At 34.9% G+C, this 17,787-nt stretch carries 18 protein-coding genes; 12 read left to right on the top strand and 6 right to left on the bottom strand.

Annotated features, from left to right (window positions below; all coding sequences use genetic code 11):
• Window positions 1-13: 13 nt before the first annotated feature.
• The 4 genes from ES676_RS05875 to gdhA all read right to left on the bottom strand — a co-directional run bounded on the left by ES676_RS05875 (window position 14) and on the right by gdhA (window position 6,952).
• Window positions 14-2,446, bottom strand: a complete 2,433-nt coding sequence (locus ES676_RS05875) for a TonB-dependent receptor plug domain-containing protein (protein WP_148369305.1) — start codon at window positions 2,444-2,446, stop codon at window positions 14-16.
• Window positions 2,430-3,149, bottom strand: coding sequence for a DNA repair protein RecO (gene recO, locus ES676_RS05870; RefSeq protein ID WP_148369303.1), 720 nt, complete (start codon window positions 3,147-3,149; stop codon window positions 2,430-2,432). The genes ES676_RS05875 and recO overlap by 17 nt, the downstream gene beginning before the upstream one ends.
• Window positions 3,149-5,500 carry a type IX secretion system anionic LPS delivery protein PorZ gene (gene porZ / locus ES676_RS05865; RefSeq protein ID WP_246130314.1) on the bottom strand — a complete coding sequence of 784 codons (2,352 nt, stop codon included), beginning with the start codon at window positions 5,498-5,500 and terminating at the stop codon, window positions 3,149-3,151. The genes recO and porZ overlap by 1 nt, the downstream gene beginning before the upstream one ends.
• A gap of 108 nt (window positions 5,501-5,608) precedes the next feature.
• A complete protein-coding gene (gdhA, locus tag ES676_RS05860; protein WP_148369299.1) occupies window positions 5,609-6,952 on the bottom strand; it encodes an NADP-specific glutamate dehydrogenase in 1,344 nt (447 codons plus the stop codon).
• A gap of 226 nt (window positions 6,953-7,178) precedes the next feature.
• Between gdhA and ES676_RS05855 the strand changes: the two genes are divergently transcribed.
• Together ES676_RS05855 and ES676_RS05850 are read left to right on the top strand one after the other, a co-directional pair.
• Complete coding sequence (locus ES676_RS05855; protein ID WP_148369296.1) at window positions 7,179-7,988, top strand: THC0290_0291 family protein; 810 nt, start codon at window positions 7,179-7,181, stop codon at window positions 7,986-7,988.
• A 396-nt stretch (window positions 7,989-8,384) separates the two neighbouring features.
• Window positions 8,385-9,128, top strand: a complete 744-nt coding sequence (locus ES676_RS05850; RefSeq protein WP_148369295.1) for a PdaC/SigV domain-containing protein — start codon at window positions 8,385-8,387, stop codon at window positions 9,126-9,128.
• Here the strand turns inward: ES676_RS05850 and ES676_RS05845 are convergent.
• Window positions 9,125-9,580, bottom strand: coding sequence for a DinB family protein (locus ES676_RS05845; RefSeq protein ID WP_148369293.1), 456 nt, complete (start codon window positions 9,578-9,580; stop codon window positions 9,125-9,127). The two genes, ES676_RS05850 and ES676_RS05845, sit on opposite strands and share 4 nt — an antisense overlap.
• A 74-nt stretch (window positions 9,581-9,654) precedes the next feature.
• Between ES676_RS05845 and ES676_RS05840 the strand changes: the two genes are divergently transcribed.
• Window positions 9,655-10,011 (top strand): arsenate reductase family protein, encoded by a 357-nt coding sequence (locus ES676_RS05840; protein WP_148369291.1) that lies wholly within the window; start codon window positions 9,655-9,657, stop codon window positions 10,009-10,011.
• Complete coding sequence (locus tag ES676_RS05835) at window positions 10,001-10,903, top strand: DMT family transporter (RefSeq protein ID WP_148369289.1); 903 nt, start codon at window positions 10,001-10,003, stop codon at window positions 10,901-10,903. The genes ES676_RS05840 and ES676_RS05835 overlap by 11 nt, the downstream gene beginning before the upstream one ends.
• 1 nt (window position 10,904) lies before the next feature.
• On the opposite strand, the gene ES676_RS05830 is transcribed toward ES676_RS05835, so the two are convergent.
• A complete protein-coding gene (locus ES676_RS05830) occupies window positions 10,905-11,393 on the bottom strand; it encodes an acyl-CoA thioesterase (protein ID WP_394348788.1) in 489 nt (162 codons plus the stop codon).
• Window positions 11,394-11,500: 107 nt separating this feature from the next.
• Here ES676_RS05830 and ES676_RS05825 point away from each other — a divergent pair, with 107 nt between their 5' ends.
• The 8 genes from ES676_RS05825 (at window position 11,501) to ES676_RS05790 (ending at window position 17,586) form a co-directional block, all read left to right on the top strand.
• Entirely contained in the window at window positions 11,501-12,358 is an 858-nt protein-coding gene (locus ES676_RS05825; protein WP_148369285.1) for a YicC/YloC family endoribonuclease, read from the top strand.
• Window positions 12,359-12,384: 26 nt separating this feature from the next.
• The gene (gene gmk / locus ES676_RS05820) at window positions 12,385-12,981 is read left to right on the top strand and encodes a guanylate kinase (RefSeq protein WP_148369283.1); all 597 of its coding nucleotides are present in this window, start codon (window positions 12,385-12,387) and stop codon (window positions 12,979-12,981) included.
• Between the two features lie 12 nt (window positions 12,982-12,993).
• Window positions 12,994-13,572, top strand: a complete 579-nt coding sequence (nadD, locus tag ES676_RS05815; RefSeq protein WP_148369281.1) for a nicotinate (nicotinamide) nucleotide adenylyltransferase — start codon at window positions 12,994-12,996, stop codon at window positions 13,570-13,572.
• A 103-nt stretch (window positions 13,573-13,675) separates the two neighbouring features.
• The gene (locus ES676_RS05810) at window positions 13,676-14,557 is read left to right on the top strand and encodes a LysR family transcriptional regulator (RefSeq protein WP_148369279.1); all 882 of its coding nucleotides are present in this window, start codon (window positions 13,676-13,678) and stop codon (window positions 14,555-14,557) included.
• A gap of 81 nt (window positions 14,558-14,638) precedes the next feature.
• Window positions 14,639-15,559 (top strand): YeiH family protein, encoded by a 921-nt coding sequence (locus tag ES676_RS05805; RefSeq protein ID WP_148369277.1) that lies wholly within the window; start codon window positions 14,639-14,641, stop codon window positions 15,557-15,559.
• A 127-nt stretch (window positions 15,560-15,686) separates the two neighbouring features.
• A complete protein-coding gene (locus ES676_RS05800) occupies window positions 15,687-16,088 on the top strand; it encodes a hypothetical protein (RefSeq protein WP_148369276.1) in 402 nt (133 codons plus the stop codon).
• 32 nt (window positions 16,089-16,120) lie between these two features.
• Window positions 16,121-17,152 carry a TQO small subunit DoxD gene (locus ES676_RS05795; protein ID WP_148369274.1) on the top strand — a complete coding sequence of 344 codons (1,032 nt, stop codon included), beginning with the start codon at window positions 16,121-16,123 and terminating at the stop codon, window positions 17,150-17,152.
• Between the two features lie 209 nt (window positions 17,153-17,361).
• Entirely contained in the window at window positions 17,362-17,586 is a 225-nt protein-coding gene (locus ES676_RS05790) for a PLDc N-terminal domain-containing protein (protein ID WP_148369267.1), read from the top strand.
• The last annotated feature ends 201 nt before the right edge of the window (window positions 17,587-17,787 follow it).

Genomic DNA, 17,787 nt, shown 5'->3' with positions numbered 1-17,787 from the left:
TTAAGATGTTTTTCTACAACGTATATTTTAAAGACACAATAAGATTTCTACCTGGAGCAGCAATACCAGAAGAGTAGGTTTTATAACGTCTATCAGTTATGTTTTCTAAACTAGATGTAAGCACTACAGCGTTATTAAATTGGTACTGGATTCTAAAATTTAAAGTACTCCACGCTGGCGAATAAGGTTGCCCATTAGCGTCTACAGCGTAGAGATACGCTTTTTTTGTTTCGGATGGTGCTAACTTATAAAAAGATAATTCGCTATTGTATTTTAAATAAGCGTCCGCACTTAATTTGTTATTTTGCCAAATGAAATGCGTATTTCCAAAATGTGGTGCCACGTGTCGTACCGGAACTTCAATAGTATTTGTAGTTTCTGAGCCACCAATAACCGAATATTGCGAAGTAAGCTTAAATTCTTCGGTAAACTTTATTTCTGTTCCCAGCTCGAAACCATACACACGTGCCTCAGAGGCATTTTGAAGCGATTGCACCGTACTCAACTCGCCATTATACATAATCGCCGTTTCTCCGTTTAAATCGCCATCTTTTCGCACCAATGCATTATCTAAATAAGTGTAATAGGTGGCCGCGTCCAACACTACTGTATTATTAAAATTTAAAGTCACACCCAACTCTCCCCCGTACGCGTATTCCGGTTTTAAGTTAGTATTGGGCACTACCACTGCGCCTGGTTCCGAGTCAAAAACCTTACCTATATCATCAATATTTGGCGCTCTAAAGGCCGTTGACAAATTAAATCGCCAATGAATAATATTATTAGGCAACCAACTTATTCCCGCTGACCCTGTTAAGGCATCTGCTGTATTTTTAGACGTTGTAAATGGTAAATCTAAATAAACATTATTTTCTTCGAAATCGGCAAAAGAGGTTATATAATTGTAACGCAAACCCATTTGAAAAACAAATTTTTGATTCGGCTTATATTTTATACTGGAATATAAAGCAGCCGATTGCCATCGTGAACCATTAGGATATCTGGATACTATATTTTCTGTGACGCCAGTAATACGATTCTCTTTCTTGGCTATAGACGACACATGGTTATAAACGTACTCTGCACCGTAATGAAAGATTGTGTTATCACTTAACTTTTTCTCTAAATCTAAATTAAAAGACACTGCCGCGACAGACTCTTCTTTTATAGATCGTGAGAGGGACTGAAAATTTCTATCTATTCTACTTTCTTGAAAATTCTGAAAGGCTACCGTTGCCTGAATCTTATCGTATAAATTAGAACTACTACTTAATTTAGTTACATTTACATTGGTCATAAACCAGCGTTGCGGACCGTAATACCATTCTGCTGATTTTAAAACAGCGTCATCATAGCGAATTAATCGATCGTATCGTGGTGTATTAGAAGTTGTAGTGTAATACAAACCAAGATCGAAACTTAAATTTTCTTTAGGTTCAAAACGCACTTTCTGCATCGCATTAATCTGGTCGTAACCCGTGTGCTTTTGGAGTTTTGGTTTATCATTTTTCACCATTACATCGACGCCCGCAGTAGTTACGACGTAATTTGGTCGTAAATAGTCGTCCGGGCCATTTTTACCCATTCGCAAATCGTCGAAATAGGTATACGTTACATGCGATAAAAACGCCCATTTTTCTAAGCCGAAATTCACATCAAAATGGGCTGTTTTTTCTTGATTAGCACTAGCATACCTTACCACTGCTTGAGCTTTTGTGTACAAAACATCTGAATAAGAAAGCTGAGGTTTCTGTGTGTAAAAACTCATTACGCCACCAATAGCATCGCTACCATAAATAATAGAACCGGCTCCTAAAGTCACCTCTGTTTTTTGTATCGAAAAGGGATCGATAGCAATTACATTTTGAAGGTTTCCGCCTCTAAAAATAGCATTATTCATACGCACACCATCTACAGTAATCAACAATCTATTAGTCGAAAAACCTCTAATTAAAGGACTTCCTCCACCTAACTGACTTTTCTGAATAAAGACCTGCCCTGTATTCTCTAAAGCATCGGCACTAGTTTGCGGGTTGCTAAAGGCTATAGATTTCGCATTAAAACTGATGATTTTATTAGGAATATCTTTTCTGTTTTGTTTAAATCGTGAAGCAGAAATAACAATTTCGCCTAATGCTTCATTGTTTGCTTTAAGAACGATTCTCGAGTTTTTAATTGCTGATTTCTTTATTTTTTTAAGCTGAAACGCTAAATGTTTAAAATATATTTTTTCATCGAATGGAAAGCGCTTCAAATTTACTTCTCCATTAAAATCGCTAATCTCGCTTACCGTTTTGTCTTTATTAAACACAGCAACGCCAACAATAGGTGCGCTTAACTCTTCTTCTACTATTTGAATCGTTTGAGCCCTCGATGCAAAAGAAAATAACGCAAAAAACAGAACACTAAAAATTACTTTATTCGCACAATTAGTTAAATACTTCATTAAAGACTTGTAGAGATTTTGGTTTTTTAAAGGCTCCTAAATGCAACTCAAAATACAACAACATAATCCCTAAAAAGGCTTGCCTTTGAGTCCCATTTATTTTCACTGCTTCTAAAGTATCAAAATTTGTGCCCAACAGCTGTTTTAATAAGACTAAATTTTCTGATGAAATAGCATACCTACTTTCTTTCTCAAATTGAAATTCGCCATCGTTTAAGTTAAAGTAAGGCGCATCAATTTCTGTTTTATCGGGATAAAAACCGAGATGTTTCGAAAGATTTAAAAGAAAAAGCAGATGAAAATTCGCGTACGTTTCGTTGGTATCTAACCACTGCAATGTGGCTTCCAAATAATTAAAAAGCGTGTCGTTTTGTTCCTCTTCTTGTAGCGCACTAGAAAGTACTTCAGCTAAAAATATAACAACAGCACTTTTTAAAACGTTGGTGTGTAAGGTCGCATAGAGGTAACTAATTTTTACTTCTTTAATGTATTGCAATCCTCTTTTCTCTTTATAATCGGTTACCAAATGAAGTTGCGACAACTCTTGAAAATAAGCTACTTTAGAATATGCTTTTCTAGATTTAAATACACCACGCAAAAGATAGCTAACAATTCCGTCATTTTGGGTGTAGCATTTTACAATTAAATCGCTGTCTCTATACTTGATTTTAGAAAGCACTATGGCTTTTGTCTCCGTAAACATTAACGTACCACCATTACTTTTAGCACTTTAGTTTCGAAGCTATCTAAATCGGATAATAATATTAAATACACCCCAGACGCCACCGTTCTACCTGCTAAATTTTTACCATTCCATAAGGCTGTTCCGCCATCGACCTCTAAATTATACCCTTTAAATTTTGTATTGGTTTGCGATTCGGCTTCTGTTACCAAATTACCTTCGATATCTGTGATTTTTATATTTACATTCTCTGTCAGCCCTTTTATTTTTACTTTTTCTTGATTAAGGTTAAACGATGGTCGCACCGGATTTGGATACACGTAAGCATCTTCTAAGCTTTCTTGGGTTTTCGACGTGTCGCTTCTAAATGAAACCACGCCTTTATCGGTGGCCATATACACAATTCCGTTAACCTCATCTAGAGCCACATCGACAACGTTATTTGAAGGTAGCGGAGAATTATCCATTGTAAAATGATAAATCGTTTTTTGACCGTCTGATGAAAAATAATAAACACCGGTTCCTAAAGTAGCTATCCATTTATTATTAGAGCCATCGACATTGATACTCGTAATAAATTGCTGGTATAGTAATTCACTTGGCGTGCCATTATCTAGAACAATAATTGAAGACACATTAAAGCTGGGATTACTAAAAAACTCTGCCCCACTATAAATTACGCGCAGCCCTTTACCTGTACCAATCCATACTGTATTACTTTTATCTACAGCCACACTGTACACCGCTGCTATTGGCATATTATAATCGTCAGATGAAATACTTTTTAATAAGGTTTCCGGTCCTGTATTATCAAAACCAATAATTCCTTTTTTATAGCCTCCCAACCATTTTACGCCGTTGTCATCAACAGCCAAAGAACTATAACCAAACTCGGAGTTTGCAGTTGGAAGAATAGCACTAAAATTATAACTATCCCAAACCCCCGTACTAATATTAAAAGATTTTAGTGGACTAGCTGTTTTCGCATTTGTGCACCATAAAACACCGTCATTATCGATTACAGAAGCACTATTTCTTATATCGATTCCCGCAGAACTAGACGATTGAAAACTACTATTATTAACACCATACAGCACCGCGGGGATGTCGTTATTAACCTCTAATAAACCATGCAAAAAAGAGTTGATAAAGACCTGATTATAATTTAAAGGATTAACATTTATCGTGTTCAAATTTACTGCTCCCAAAACACTGTCGAACGGCACATTCACCCAAGACTCTTGTTTTAAATGACTAAAACCTCTTTGCCTTAAGGGATAAGGGTTAAAGGTTACCGAATAATCTCCATACGTTACCCACAGGTTTTTATCTGCTGCCGCAATAGCAAATGCGGTATTAGAGATAGGGCTGTCTGGATGGATTTCTTCATACTCTAAAGGCGCTTCAAAAGGTGCTTTTAAAATACCGAAACCAATACGCCCACTATTAAAATCACCTTTAGTGCCGATATAAACAGCATCGTTTACACTGGTTCCTGAAGTGAAATCTGTATTAAATTCGCTTATAACTCCCGAAGAAGCTAGTAATGTTAAATTTTCATCGTAAACAAAAAATTGCTTTAAAGTTGTAACTTGCAATCGGTTTTCTTCTGATTTAATTTGAACAGATGCGGTATTATAAGACGCACGCTCTACAAAATTAGTAGTTACCAGTTCGTACAATTTATTTACATTTCGCAAAGCATACACCGTATTATTTATAGCTTCTACACCCACCCAGTTGAAAGCGTTAATAAGTTGCCACTCTTGAAAATTCACAAGGTTAGGACTCGAAGCATCTGCCTTTCGCATTCCTGTAGTTGTCGCTGCGTAAATAAAACCATTGTTAATAGTAGTTTGATTTACTTTTAACTGCCCTCCGCCAGAACCTATAAAATAAGTGTCTCCAAATTCTAAATTTTGAATATCGTATAACGAAATACCATAATCTGTAGCGATATACGCAAAACCGTTAGACACCATAAAATGATTTATTTTTTTATCTACCGGAGGAATGGAAGGTTTATTTAAGATATCTACAACAGTTGTAATTTTCTTAGTCGATTCACTATATACTTGCATTAATCCAGTATCGAAGCCTATTAATAACACGCCACTTGCTTCATCATATTGTATAGTAGAAATAGGCTCCCCAGACAAACCGTTTATGGTAGATAGCTTCTCCATTTCTCGCGTTTGTACATTGTAAATAAAAACGGCATTCTCTGCCGCACCAAACACTCGATTTGTGCCTTGAGAAATATCTTTTATATCTAAATAACTAAAATACCCTTGCCACGAATTTGTAAAATCTTGAGCATAGTTTAGCACGGGAATTAAAAGTAATAGTATAAATAAAGCTTTTATTTTCATTTGTTTAATTTTCGATATTTCTTTATAACGTTAATTATTACAAAAGTATATACAAAAAACAATAAAGCCCCTAAGTAGGAGCTTTTTATTACGCGATGTAGGTTTTGCTTAAACGACACCTTGAGCAAGCATCGCATCGGCAACTTTTACAAATCCAGCAATGTTTGCTCCTTTTACATAATCAATTTCCCCGGCATCGTTCTTTCCATAAGCTTCGCAGGAGGCGTGAATATGGTACATTATTTCTCGTAATTTTTCATCGACCTTTTCCTTTTTCCAGCTATATCGTAATGCGTTTTGGCTCATCTCTAACCCTGAGGTTGCCACACCTCCTGCATTCGCGGCTTTCCCCGGAGCAAATAACACATTTGCTTGTTGCAAAATTTCAATTGCCTTAGGTGTTGTTGGCATATTTGCACCTTCGGCAACAACCAGCACCTTATTTTTTACTAATTCTTCTGCTTCTCCTTTATTTAATTCATTTTGAGTTGCACACGGAATAGCAATATCACACGCAACCCCCCAAGGACGTTGGCCTTCAAAAAACTGTGCATTTTTATAAGTATCCAGATACTCTTGAATGCGTCCTCTATTTTCATTTTTAATCGTCATAATAACCTGAAGCTTTTCAGCATCTATTCCCTTCTCATCATAAATATATCCAGTAGAATCGGACATCGCGACAACCTTACCACCTAACTCTGTTATTTTTTGGCAAGCATATTGTGCCACGTTTCCAGATCCAGAAATAACCACTTTTTTATTTTTTATGGAATCGTTTTTGGTCTTTAACATACTCTGTATAAAATACACACAACCGTAGCCCGTAGCCTCAGGGCGAATTAAAGAACCTCCATAAGACAAGTCTTTACCAGTTAAAACACCCGTAAATTCATTTTTTATTTTTTTATAATAACCAAATAAATAGCCTATTTCGCGACTACCAACGCCAATATCTCCCGCAGGAACATCGGTATCTGCACCAATATGCCTAAATAACTCTCCCATAAACGACTGGCAAAAACGCATCACTTCATTATCGCTTTTCCCTTTAGGATTAAAATCGCTACCCCCTTTACCACCACCCAAAGGCAATGTCGTTAAGCTATTTTTAAACACTTGTTCAAATCCTAAAAACTTTAAAATACTAAGATTAACCGAAGGATGAAATCTTAAGCCGCCTTTGTAAGGCCCAATTGCAGAATTAAACTCTACTCTAAACCCACGATTTACTTGAACCTTTCCAGAATCGTCTAGCCAAGGCACTCTGAAAATAATAGCTCGTTCTGGTTCGACTATACGTTCTAAAAGCATTTTGTTTTGATACTTCGGATGGGCTTCTATAAAAGGAATAATAATTTCTGCTACTTCGTAAACGGCTTGAAGAAATTCCTTTTCATTGCTGTTTTTTTCTTTTACTGAATTAAAAAAAGCTTCAATTTTGGTTTGCATTACATTCTAAGAGATAAAATCATTATTATTAAAGATTACTAGCAACACGACCGTTATAGATAAAAAATTAACTTTTTTGTGATACATTTCGCTACATAGCAATTTATGATTTTTATTATAAAAAATTATACCTTTACGAAGTTTTCTGTATTTTTTATATATTGCTTGATAGTTAATCGCGATTTGATATATTTGTTGAATGAGAGGCTCTAAAATTGTCCTAATTATGCTAACAGCAAAACAATTATCCTTACTGTTTTTTATATTTTTTATTTCTAAGTCTGCTTTTTCTCAATTGGGCTTTTCTCACGAAATAGGAATTATTGCAGGTCCTGTTGCATTTAAATCTGACTATGGATTACGAACTAATTTAACTACCAATGCAGGAAATACTGGAGTAGGAATAGGTATCGTACATTTTTTAGATCTGGCCTATAGATCTAATCGTTATTCGTACTCAATAGATAACTTTATTTACGATCACTTTAAACTAAGAACAGAAATATCATACAACAAAACAAAGCTAGAACACTTTGGCAAGTATGTCGACCCTTCTAGAACTAGCGATGAAGCTCAACGGTTAAGAGATCATACGGGAGAAGCTAATAATCTTGATGTTGGGATGCAAATTGAATTTTATCCCTTTAGTATTAGAGATTTTCAAAATTTCTCAAGTCGATGGGCACCATTTATTAGCGCTGGCGCACATTTTGTAGCGTTCAATCCTAAAGTAAGCACCGCGTACTTAGGCGAAGGAGATCCTGGAAATATTAAAAATCTTAATAATTTCTACACACCCTGGTCCTCTCCTTATTTACCAGATCCTATCGATGCAAGCCCAGGAACAACGTGGTCTGTAGTTAGTAGTGTGGGTGTGCGATACAAGTTGAATGTAATGTCGGACTTAATGCTAGATTTACGCGGGCAATACTATTTTAATGACTGGATAGACGGATTAAATCACGGCTTACCAGATAATAAATATAATGATTGGATGGTATGGCTTAACTTCGGCTATATCTATTACTTAGAGTAATCGTTGCAAATTTGACCTAAAAAAAGAGAACTAAGAGTTACCGCTCTTTATACGCTAGCATGCAACCCAAAGCTTGTTTTAAATAGCTGTCAAACAACATATAAAAGTCACACTGTGTTTTACACATCTGCTACTTGTTAACTACTAGTTAAGAACTTTTATACCATATAACGCGTTCAATGACCGCTTTATGAATAGTCCTGCACTGTATCGTCCAACGCAGTTGTTTTCAAGGATCTTACTTTAATATTTTAGTAGCATTCCCGTCGTCTACCCCGGGTTACTGAATAGTTTAACGCGAATTATTTTTATATTAAATTTCATCCAAATATTTTTTGATTAGAACTAAAATAACGCTTAATTAGCTCTATTCAAATCCAAGCATCACTTTAAACTATGTTTAACAGTTTCTCCATAAAGGCGTTAAAAACTATTTTAATCCTTGTTATTTCAGTCACCGTTTTTAGTTGTAAAAAAGAAACAACACTTACGTTTTCTACCACTTCCATTCTTACAGACAATGAAACGGTTGTGGAAGTTAATATCCCTAAAGCCGAAGGCAATACAGAAGCAGCACAAGCGATTAACAGAACCTTAGAAAACTACACTAATATGGCGTTAACCGTAGATTCTGCAAACACAATGCAACCAACAATCGAAGACAACATTACCGCGTTTAATGCGTCTTACAGCACTTTTAAAACTGAAATAGGGAAAACACTTTTAACCGATTTACCGTCGTGGGAGGCATTAGTAGATGGAGAAATTTCATTCCAAAACGAATCTATAATTTGTATTGTAATGAACTCGAGTATTAATACTGGCGGCGCACAAGGGATTTTTAATATAAAATTCTTCAACTTTGATGCCACGACAGGAGAAGAGTTACAAACAAAAGATTTAATTACCGATGTCGAAGCTTTTACAACCCTTGTTAAAAAACACTACGACAAAGAATTAGAAACGGGCTACGAAGCTAGCAACCTAGAGCCAAACGACGCGCCGTTTTCATTTCCCGAAAATCTGGGTTTTAGTGAAGACGGTGTTATTATATTTTACGACCGTTCTAGCAGCTTGTCTAACGACCCTCTAGAATTCACAATTTCTTATACGATTGCAAATAAATATTTAAAATTTTAGAGTGATTTTTTAAGCGCTAGAATATACCCCAAGTGAATGCCTTCGTGAAAATTATTAAACGCAATAGCGTGCTCCACATTACGTAAAATATTACCAGTAGTTACCGTATATTCTGTGTAATTTTTAAATAAGTTGTTATTGTAATCTTCTTCCATTTTTTCTACCGTTGAAAACAGCAACCCTTTAACCTCATCTACTTCTATTTGGGAAACAAAATGCTCAGCTTTTGTTCCTTTTCTATAGTTTGCTACCATTTTATCAGAGACATTCATTGGTATCCCAGATAAATTATAAACAAGTAATTGTTGGGTAACGATGGTATGTGCCACATTCCATATAATAGTGTTACTAAAACCTTCAGGTACTTTATTTAACTGTTCTAAGCTATAGTGTTCTAAAAAGCTTTTTAATAAGATCCTATTTTTCAAGGTGGTTTCGAAGGCGAAATTCATAAATATAATTTTAGATAAAAGTAACCTTTTTTTGCGAAATTAAATTTATTTTGCAATCACAAAACTCTTGTAAAATGACTAAAGTATACTATTTAAAAACGTGTAGCACCTGTTCTAGAATTTTAAAAGAATTAGATCTGCCTTCAAATGTTGTTTTACAGGATATTAAAAGCGATCCTATTACGCCACAACAATTAGAAGAAATGAGGGCGCTATCTGAAAGCTACGAAGCTTTATTTAGCAAGCGCGCAACGTTATATAAAACGATGGATTTAAAAAATAAATCACTTACCGAAAAAGATTATAAACACTATATTTTAGAACATTACACATTTCTAAGTCGTCCTGTCTTTATTATTAATAAGGCCATTTACATAGGGAATTCTAAGAAAAACGTTGAAGCTGTTAAACACGTCTTAAATGAAGTTTAGAATCTGGGCACTAATTGCTGCTTTTGTAGTACAGTTACTCTATGGTTTAAACTTTACGCTGGCTAAAGATGTTATTGCAGGCGGTTTTGTCACACCGTTTGCTTTTATAATTTTTAGAGTAGCAGGTGCGACGTTATTATTTTGGGTATTTAGCGGTATGGGACCCCAAGAAAAAATAGCACCAAAAGATTTTATTACGCTGTTTTTCGCTGCTATTTTTGGAGTCGCAACCAATATGCTTATGTTTTTTAAAGGGCTAGAATATACCTCACCTATTCACGCGGCAGTAATAACAACAATAGTTCCTATTATAGTGCTTATTCTTTCTACCTTTTATTTGAAAGAACGGTTTACAACACTTAAAGTTGTAGGTGTTGTTTTGGCATTTTCTGGCGCGATTGTTTTAACGCTTTACGGCAAATCTTCACGCGTTGGAGATAATGTGCCTTTAGGAAATTTATTAGTATTAATTAACGCCATTTCCTATAGTATTTATATTATAATTCTAAAAAAACTAACTGATAAATACCATCCGTTTACGTTTATAAAATGGGTGTTTTTATTCGGCTTATTCTTAGTTACGCCATTTGGCATTAACGATTTTATCGCTATAGATTACACCTCTTTTACACCTTATATTTACTTCTCAATTGCGTTTGTTATTGTTGGCGCTACGTTTGGCACGTATACTTTAAATCCTTTAGCATTGCGCCATTTAAAAGCATCTACAGTAAGTATTTTTATTTATATCCAGCCGGTAATTGCAGGAATATTTGCCATTATAATGGGAAGCGACAGTTTAAGTAGTGTAAAACTTATCGCTTCCGCATTAATATTTACAGGGGTGTATTTAGTGACTAAAAAGCCAAAAGCACCCGAGGTACAGCTTTAAATTACAGATTTAAATTTACTGGTTTTCGGCCTTTCGCTCGTGCGTCTTCTTTTGTTAAGACCTTATAGTCTTCCGTTTTCGGGAATTCATCAGCGATATCTAATAACTCTTTTGGAAGCGCTGTTATTTTGCGTTCTTTTAAATCTATCCAAGCGCCAAACATTTCGCAAAATGCTAGATTTTCACCTTTATGATTATAGAAATTATGATCGAATTTAAAAAACGAACCCTCTTCACTCAACCCAGAAACCTCTAAACTTACAGTAATGGGTTGCCCCATAAACACTTCCTTAAAATAAGACATATGCTCGTAAAAGACTACCGGGCCAATGTTGTGCAGTGCCAATTCTTTCATAGTAAAACCTTGCTCTATTAAAAAGGCCATACGCGTATGACTCATAAAATTAGTAAAAGCAGAATTCGCTAAATGCCTGTTAGCATCGACATCACTCCAACGTATTTCAAATTGTTTTGTGTACATATTCTTAATTGTTTTACTTCAAAATTACATAATATTGTTGTGCACGCATAAAAAATTAAAAGGTTTTCTAAACACACGCTTTTCATTACCTTTGCACAACTTTATATAGAAAGCTTATGATACATTCAATGACAGGTTATGGTAAATCTGTAGTACAGTTACCAACAAAAAAGATATCGATAGAACTAAAATCGTTAAATAGTAAAAACCTGGATTTAAACGCCAGAATGCCTTCTATTTATAGAGAAAAAGAATTACCGCTTCGCAAATTAATTGCAAAAGAACTAGATCGCGGTAAAGTCGATTTCTCAATTTATGTTGAAACGACTGCTGAAGATACATCGGCAAAGATTAACACTCCCGTTGTTAAACAATATATCGAGCAATTAAGGGCGGTTGTAGATGGTGATGAAGTAGAACTGTTAAAAATGGCGGTGCGTTTTCCTGATGCTTTAAATACAGAGCGTGAAGAAATTGACGAAAACGAATGGCAAATCATAGAAACTGAAATTAAAAATGCCATTGAAAGCATTAAAACCTACAGATTAGACGAAGGTAAAGTACTGGAAACCGATTTTAAAAATCGCGTTGCTATAATAAGTGATTTACTAGAACAAATAATCGCAATGGACCCGGAGCGTATTGATGGCGTTAAAGACCGTTTAAAAAAGGGGGTTGAAGAACTTAAGGAAAAATACGACGAAAACCGTTTTGAGCAAGAACTCGTCTATTACATTGAAAAATTTGATATCACCGAAGAGAAAGTACGCTTAAAAAATCACTTAGATTACTTTTTAGACGCTTTACATTCTGAAGATTCTAACGGAAAGAAATTAGGTTTTATCTCTCAAGAAATGGGAAGAGAAATCAATACCATAGGCTCTAAAAGCAACTATGCACCAATGCAACAACTGGTCGTACAAATGAAAGACGAGTTAGAAAAAATTAAAGAACAATTACTAAACGTACTGTAATTAGCGCGTAACCAAAATATATATTTGTGACCACAGTATCCACTAAAAAACAAGGTAAACTTATCGTGTTTTCTGCACCTTCCGGCTCAGGAAAAACAACCATTGTAAGACATTTATTAAAAAACGAAGCGCTTAATTTGGCGTTTTCAATTTCGGCAACTTCTCGAGAAAAGCGCGGCGAAGAGATAGACCTAGAAGACTACTACTTTTTATCAGCTAAAGAATTTAAAAACAAAATTAAAGGCGATGAATTCTTAGAATGGGAAGAAGTGTATCGCGATAATTTTTATGGGACTTTAAAGACGGAAGTCGACAGGCTTTGGGCGTTAGGAAAGCACGTTCTTTTCGATATTGATGTGTCTGGGGGTTTGCGTATTAAACGAAAGTTTCCTGAACAAACTTTAGCTGTTTTTGTTAAACCACCAAGTATCGACGAGCTAAAAATTAGACTTAAAAACAGAAAAACAGAGACCGACGACAAAATAAATATGCGCGTTGCAAAAGCCTCGGCAGAATTAGCCACTGCCCCACTGTTTGATATTATTATAGAAAATGATAATTTAGAAAAAGCGCTTGCCGAAGCAGAAAATACGGTAGCTAATTTTTTAAACGCCGATAATTAACACGCTAGTATTATGAATATAGGTCTATTTTTTGGTTCTTTTAACCCCATCCACGTTGGGCATTTAATTATAGCACACCAAATGGCAGAAAACAGCGATTTAGACCAAGTCTGGTTTGTAGTGACACCACACAGTCCCTTTAAAAAGAAAACTTCACTTCTGGATAACTACGACCGTTTAGAAATGGTACATTTAGCCACCAAAGACTACGATAATTTAATGCCTAGCGCTATCGAGTTTAATTTGCCGCAGCCTAATTACACCATAAATACACTCGCCTATTTAAAAGAAAAACATCCTAATAATCAGTTTTCATTGATTATGGGTGAAGACAATTTAAAAGGGTTTCATAAATGGAAAAACTACGCACTTATTTTAGAGCATCATAATATCTATGTGTACCCGAGAATTGCCGAAGGCACTACTGATACGTCACTTAGCGATCATCCACAAATTCACAAGGTTGAAGCTCCCATTATGCAATTGTCATCAACCTATATTCGTAAAGCAATTAAAGAAGGTAAAAACATCAGGCCATTATTACCAGAACACGTTTGGAAGTACGTCGATGATATGCATTTTTACAGCTAATTTGAGAATTATTTATTATAATTTATAAGACTTAAGACGAAATGTTAACGGCATCTTTCAGCCGAATAATAAGAGTTCGTGAACCGCTTAAACTAAATCTAAAATGAGAACGAAGTTATATGTTTTTAAAACCGTTGCTTATCATTTAAGTTTTACTAAAGCTGCCGAGCAATTGTATATTTCTCAGCCTGCCGTTTCTAAAGCCATTAGAAATTTAGAAGACGATTACAAAACTACGTTTTTCCTAAGACACCGCAACTCGATAGAACTCACCGATAACGGAAAAGTGTTTTTGGAGTACGTAAATAAGATTTTAAACATTTTTTCTGAAATCGATAATCAGTTTTTAAATGAAAAAGAGGCGCTTCCTAAAGACATCACTTTTGGAGTAAGCAGCACACTAGCAACTTATATTATTCCTAAAATTATAGCCAATTTTAGAGTACACTATCCTGAAACGCGGTTTAAAATAAAAAGCGGCAATTCGGAGGATATTGAAGTGCTTCTGCTTAACCAGAACTTAGATTTTGGGATTACAGAAGGCAAAGAATCACATAAAAAGCTTCAGTTTAAACCGTTTCTAAAAGACGAAATTGTATTGGTTACCAATGCTAATAATACCGCGTTTAAAAACGGTGTTATTACTCTAGAAATATTACAACAGTTACCAATTATTGAACGCGAATTTGGTTCGGGAACACGTAATATTATATATGAGTTTTTAAATAAAAAAGGGATTACTGCGTTAAATACGGTCGTGACTTTAAACAGTACGGAGGCTATAAAAAACTATCTTTATAATTCGGACAATTACGCGCTAATATCGATTAACGCGGTAACTGAAGACTTAAAAAACAACAAGCTTAGAATTATAGATATTTCAGATTTAACAATGGAGCGCTGGTTTCATTTTGTATGCCGCACGGGGTATCAATCTAAAGTAATGGATAGCGTCGAAAAGTTTATTAGAAACAACTACTCATAACTTTTAGTTATATACAATAGCTTTTTAATGTGCTTAACAGTTATATCTCTGCCGTAACTTTGCGCCTATATTACAACAGTTATGAAAACGCAGATACCAAAAGTTATTTTTTTCCTCCTTGGAATTGTAACATTATCAGGACTAGTAGAGAGCCCAATTGCTTTATTATTAGGATTTGTATTCACCTTAATTTGTAAGAATCCTTTTAAAGCTGAAAGTCAGAAAGTAATAAGTTATTTATTAAAAATAGCAGTAGTAGGTTTAGGTTTCGGGATGTTTTTAAAAGAAACCATAGAAACCAGTAGAGACGGACTAGCGCTTACTTTTTACTCTATAGTTTTAACGGTAACCCTAGGTATATTCTTAACGCGTGCTTTTAAAATAGACAAAAAACTGGGGCATTTAATTACTTCAGGCACTTCTATTTGCGGTGGTAGTGCCATTGCAGCGATTGCCCCCGTAATAAAAGCAAAAAGTGAGATTATTAGTATTGCATTAGGTATCATTTTCTTGCTAAACTCTATCGCTTTACTTGTTTTCCCTCCACTAGGGCATTTATTTCAATTAACACAAGAACAATTTGGTTTATGGTGCGCTATAGCTATTCACGACACGAGCTCGGTAGTTGGTGCGGCTTTAAGTTATGGAGACGATGCGCTCCGTATTGCAACCACGATTAAACTATCGAGAACACTTTGGATAATTCCATTATCGATTTTCTCAATGTTTATGTTTAAAACCAAAGGCGAAAAAATTAAAATCCCTTATTTTATTTTACTGTTTATTGGAGCTATAGTCATTAACAGCTTCCATATTCTTCCTGAGACTATCACTGGCAGTATTGTTGTAATTTCTAAGCGTCTTTTAATTCTAACATTATTTTTAGTCGGCTCTACAATTTCAATTAAAGATTTAAAATCAACGGGAATTAAACCCATAGTATTGGCCGTATCATTATGGCTGTTTATTGCAATCTTCTCATTAGTTTACATTCTAAACTAATGGTCTATTATTTAAACATTTTTTAACACGCGTTGATTTTGACACATCGAAAAAAAAACCGAGATTCGGCAACGGATTTAAACACCAAAAAATACAAGTGTAAAAGAGGGTGTTTTTGATTTAAAAAATGAAAACGCAACGCATAAAAATAAGTAAATCAAAACTAGTAGCCCTTCCGTTACTAGCTTTGCTGTTATTACTTTCGCCCTGCTCGGTGAAAGGCGCACTACAAAATGCTCTAGAAGTTGACGTTTCAAAATCACTTCACAAAAGTAAATCGGCAGCACCTCAATTAAATATTTGTAATATTTGGGAGCACCAAGCACAAACAGAAACAAAACAAGCGACGAAAAAAGACATTAAAAAAACTCTTTCTACATCTTTTTCACATCGTTTATTCAACACTAACACAAAACGTAAAGCCTCATTTTGGGTGGAGCATTCTGTTGGTCTTAACCTAGAACCCCCACTATACATTTTATATAAAAGACTTAAAATTTACGATTTAGACGCTTTTACCTTCGTTTAAAGCACTATTCTTTTACTATAAAATTTATTAAAATGCAAGATCAAAAAATACTACAGTCGTATAATATGGCTGGTCTTTTTACTATGTCCCTACGTTTAGTTGTAGGATGGACTTATTTTTCAGCCTTCTGGCGTCGTCTCATTCTAGACAACAAACTAGACCCTGAAACCGCTGGTTATATTGGAGAAAAATTTAATCACTTTTTACCAAACGCACTTGGTATAAAACCTATCATTGAATATTTAGTAACACACCCGGAAGCCTTATGGTGGGCTATGGCAAGTTTTACTATTGTTGAGGCTATCGTTGGCCTATGTATGATGCTTGGACTGTTTACACGCCTTATGAGTATTGGCGTATTTGGCCTCGCTATGGGTATTTTATTAGGCTCCGGTTGGATTGGTACCACGTGCTTAGATGAGTGGCAAATTGGAGTATTAGGTATCGCAACTGGATTTACTATTTTCCTTTCGGGAAGTGGTAAGTACTCGTTAGATTATTTATTACTTAAAAACAAATCTAAAATAACCACGTCGAAAGCCTTTAACTGGTTAGGCTCTGGAGTTTTACCAATTAAATTGAACGTATTACATAAAATAGTATTTGCAGGCTCGTTTTTAATTTTAGGTCTTACACTATTTACAAACCAATATTTTCACGGCGGTGTTTGGGGAACGTTACACAATAAATCTGTTAAGCCTAAAATAGAACTTAGCCAAGGAGTCATAAACGACAACACGCTATCTTTTCAAGTATTTAGAGTTGAGGGTGTAGATGTATATGGTTCTTTTTTAATTCAAATAGATTTAAAAAATAAGGCTGGCGAAACACTTATAAAATTAGATGGTGCGGGCTTATCGCAATTCCCTAAAGAAAGTATTAATAACGTCTATGTTACCAAAGTAAAACCAGGAAAACACAGTATGATTATTCCTTTAGGCGCAAAAGCGACGCTATCTATTAAAGACAACGCATTAGCAAATTTACCGTCTGGCGACTACACCGTGTCCCTTACCGATATTAGCGGTACTGTTTGGAATGAAACTATTACTATTTCAAATTAATTTTTATACTATAATAAAAGCCCAACGCATTTACGTTGGGCTTTTTTGATTATTCTTCTTTTTAAAAAGTAGGGTTTTTCATACAATTACGGTTTTTGCCGTAATGAAAAAGCGTAAAAAAGACGTGTTTTAGACAAACAGCAAAAAAAACCGATTAACAGTTGTGTTAACCCTTTCCAATCCGATAGCTTTACATAAAATTAATAGATATGAAAGCAGTAAACCCCTTAACTTTACTACTTATATTTGCATCTTTAATTGGATATATCGCCCTTAGTATTTGGTTTGTATTCAAAAACGAGCAAAAAAAATTAAACAGAATAATATGGATTTGCCTTATTTTAGGTCTGCCATTTTTAGGCTCTACAATTTATTTTTTAAAGTACTTTATAGACAGCGGCAGTACAGAAATAAGCCCAAACAATACACCCTAATTTTTATTCTATGATACTGATTAACAAAAAAATAAATTAACACACATCCAACCCACTTAAAAGGCCTTAATACACAAGAGAACAAACGCTAAGGCATTATTAAAGACCACATTTAAACCATTCACTTTAAATATTACGAGAGTCCTCACTACCACTAAAAGCGTAGCGTTATTTACTTATATTTTTAAGAGTTATAAGATG

Origin of the sequence: Bizionia saleffrena (assembly GCF_008086175.1) — a bacterium.
Lineage (GTDB): Bacteria > Bacteroidota > Bacteroidia > Flavobacteriales > Flavobacteriaceae > Bizionia > Bizionia saleffrena.
This window is presented reverse-complemented; position numbering and strand designations above follow the sequence as displayed.